The organism is Streptomyces sp. OfavH-34-F, from assembly GCF_022347745.1.
In the GTDB taxonomy this organism is placed as follows: Bacteria; Actinomycetota; Actinomycetes; order Streptomycetales; family Streptomycetaceae; genus Streptomyces.
Genome location: NZ_JAKRGC010000569.1, coordinates 1 through 1,984 on the forward strand (window position 1 = coordinate 1; position 1,984 = coordinate 1,984).

General features: G+C 76.0%; 3 protein-coding genes and 1 pseudogene. All 4 read right to left on the reverse strand.

Going from position 1 to position 1,984, the window contains the following annotated elements:
• Positions 1–279, reverse strand: a pseudogene (locus MHW47_RS34965) (two-component sensor histidine kinase); the annotation flags it as partial.
• Positions 276–1,007, reverse strand: a complete 732-nt coding sequence (locus MHW47_RS34970; protein ID WP_239227848.1) for a hypothetical protein — start codon at positions 1,005–1,007, stop codon at positions 276–278. The gene MHW47_RS34970 and the pseudogene MHW47_RS34965, both read right to left, overlap by 4 nt.
• A gap of 136 nt (positions 1,008–1,143) precedes the next feature.
• Complete coding sequence (locus MHW47_RS34975) at positions 1,144–1,470, reverse strand: zinc-ribbon domain-containing protein (protein WP_239227849.1); 327 nt, start codon at positions 1,468–1,470, stop codon at positions 1,144–1,146.
• On the reverse strand, positions 1,467–1,984 hold a 518-nt coding region (locus tag MHW47_RS34980), incomplete at its 5' end, for a HEAT repeat domain-containing protein (RefSeq protein ID WP_374230195.1). The genes MHW47_RS34980 and MHW47_RS34975, both read right to left, overlap by 4 nt.

A 1,984-nucleotide genomic window follows, 5' to 3' on the forward strand; every position in this document is an offset into this window, starting at 1 on the left:
CAGCGCGCGGGGCAGGCCGGGCGGGTCCAGGCCGGCCCGGGGCGGCAGCGCCTCGCCCGCCTCGTAGGCGCGGGAGACCTCGGTCAGCCGGGCGAGCGACTTCTCGCGGGCGTGGTCCACCGTCTGGCGGGTGACGGCCGTGTGCACCAGGACGCCCAGGAGCGCGGCGAGCGCGCAGCACATCACCGTGATGAACACGGCGGCCTTCCAGGTCAGCGTCGCCGTCCAGGCCGGCAGCCGGGGCCGCCGCCGCCCCGGCCCGGCCGCCCGGCGGCTCACCTGCGCTCCCCGGAGACCGAGGCGGTGGGCCGGGGCGGACGCGAGACGGAGGGGCGCGGGACCGGCGAGCGGTGCCGGGCCTCGCCGGTGCGCAGGATCTCGTCCTGCGTCGGCAGCATCGCCCGCTGCCGGTCGTCCCAGGACCAGGCCGTGCGGTACTCGTAGCCGGTGATCCCGGACGGCGCCCGCATGATCAGGTCGCGCCCGGCGAGCTGCACGCTGATCACCGCGTCCGAGGTGGACATGATCCGGGTCAGCCCGCCGGACTCCGGCATGTAGACGCGCACCGAGAGCTGGCGACCGGGCATGCGGACGGCCAGCACCATCTCGTCCCGGCCGTCCCCGGTCAGGTCGCGGAAGTAGGGCCGCAGCACCGGGCAGGACCGGGGCGCGCTCGTGCACGCGCCGATCGCCCGTACCGTCCCCGCGGGCAGCTCGTCCGATGAACCGGTCCGGTCCGGCGGGGCCGTCAGGCCCGCCCGCACCACCGCCACCGGGTCCAGCCGGCGCACATCGCCGCCCGGCACCCGGATGCCGGGGACGCGCGCGGTCTCGCCCTCGCCGTAGTCGTAGGGGGCGGCCGAGGCCGGCGGCAGCGTCGGCCACAGCCGTACCGGGCCGACGGCGGCCGGGGCCCGGCCCGCGCTGCGCAGTTCCCCGCCCGTGCCGCAGCCGGCCAGCAGCAGGGCGCCGGCGAGGGTCACCAGGGCGGTCGGCCGCGCGCGCATGACTTCCTCCGATCCCGAACCCGAGGGACGGGCGAACCCGCCCCGCCGACCTTATTCGGAAGAAAGTCCCTTATGGGTGTTCGGCGCCGGTGCGCGGCCGGTCGGTGTCGGCGCGTGCCCCGCGCCGACCCGGCCGTCACCCCTGGTACGGGTTCTGCCCCTGGCCCGGCGCCCCCGGCGCGTACCCCGGCTGCGGCGCCCCGCCGAACGGGTTGCCGCCCTGCGACGCCACGTGCTGGGCCAGCAGCTGGTCGGCCTGCTCCTTGGGTATCCGCTGCTCGCCGCCGCAGAACGTGCACTGCGTGGCGAACTTCGTCGAGATCGGGAACAGCGGCACGAAGAACAGCGTGAACTTCGTGACCTGCTTGCGCAGCGTGTGCGCCGCCGGGTTCCCGCACCAGCCGCACACCAGCGTCAGGACGGCCAGCTGGTACAGATAGCCCCGCGTACCGAAAATGATCATGTGGGTTCCTTCCCCGTGTTTCCCGCGAGCGCCCGGCGGCACAGCGTCAGCAGCTTCTCGTCGGTGTAGGTGTCATGGCTGCCGTGCACCCCGTCCGTGGCGTTGTGACGGCGTACGGAGGCGAGTTCGGCCCGCAGCACCCGCGCCGTGTCCGGTTCCGCCCCGGCGGGCCTCATCCGCACCAGGCACTCCGCGACCCGGACCCGGACGTGCCGGTTCTCCTCCCAGGCCGCCAGCAGCACCGGAACGGACGCAGTGGCCCGCCCGGAAACCTCCCACAGTGCGATCGCCGCGTCCACCCGCAGCCACAGTTCCCGGTGGCGCAGCAGCCCGCGCAGCCGGGGCACCGCCCCCGCGGCCCGCTCGCCCAGGCTGCCCAGCGCGTCCGCCGCCGCGCGCCGCGCGTACACGTTGTCCGCCTTCAGCCCTCCGAGCAGCGCGGGCAGCACCGCCTCCGCGTCCCCCTCCACCGCCCACAGCGCCCCGGCCGCCTCGACCGCCTCCTGCGAACCGT